This is a genomic window from Leisingera sp. ANG-M1 (assembly GCF_000813745.1).
In the GTDB taxonomy this organism is placed as follows: Bacteria; Pseudomonadota; Alphaproteobacteria; order Rhodobacterales; family Rhodobacteraceae; genus Leisingera.
On sequence record NZ_JWLC01000061.1, the window covers coordinates 1 to 543 of the forward strand.

Annotated in this window: 1 pseudogene; it reads left to right on the forward strand. The window is 67.2% G+C overall.

The window, feature by feature from the left end:
• Positions 1 to 65 precede the first annotated feature (65 nt).
• A pseudogene (locus RA19_RS25280) lies at positions 66 to 543 on the forward strand (histone deacetylase family protein); the annotation flags it as partial.

Below are 543 nucleotides of genomic sequence, written 5' to 3' on the forward strand. Positions count from 1 at the left end.
CCTTGCAGCCATGCCCTGCCCGCTCCTAGGGTCGCGCCAAGACCCGCCGCAGGAGGACCCCGCATATGACCACAGCCCTGATTACCCATGCCGACTGCCTCGGCCATGTGACCCCTGACGGCCACCCGGAACAAGTCGCCCGGCTCGAACACATCCTGCACGCGCTGGAGCCCTTGGAGCTGAAACGCGTCACCGCACCGATGGCAGCCGAGGACGACATCCTGCGTATCCATCCGGCAGGCTACGTCTCGGACCTGCGCAAGGCTTCGCCTGCGGAAGGCTGGGTGCAGATCGACGGCGACACTTTCATGTCCCCCGGCTCGCTGGATGCCGCCTTCCGCGCGGCCGGCGCGGTGGTGCGCGGAGTCGACATGGTGCTGGGCGGCGAGGTGCAGAACGCCTTTGCCGCAGTGCGCCCGCCGGGGCATCACGCCGAAACCGATACCGCCATGGGGTTCTGCCTGTTCGGCAATGCAGCACTGGCGGCGAAACATGCGCTGGATCACCACGGGCTGAAACGTGTCGCCGTGGTGGATTTCGACG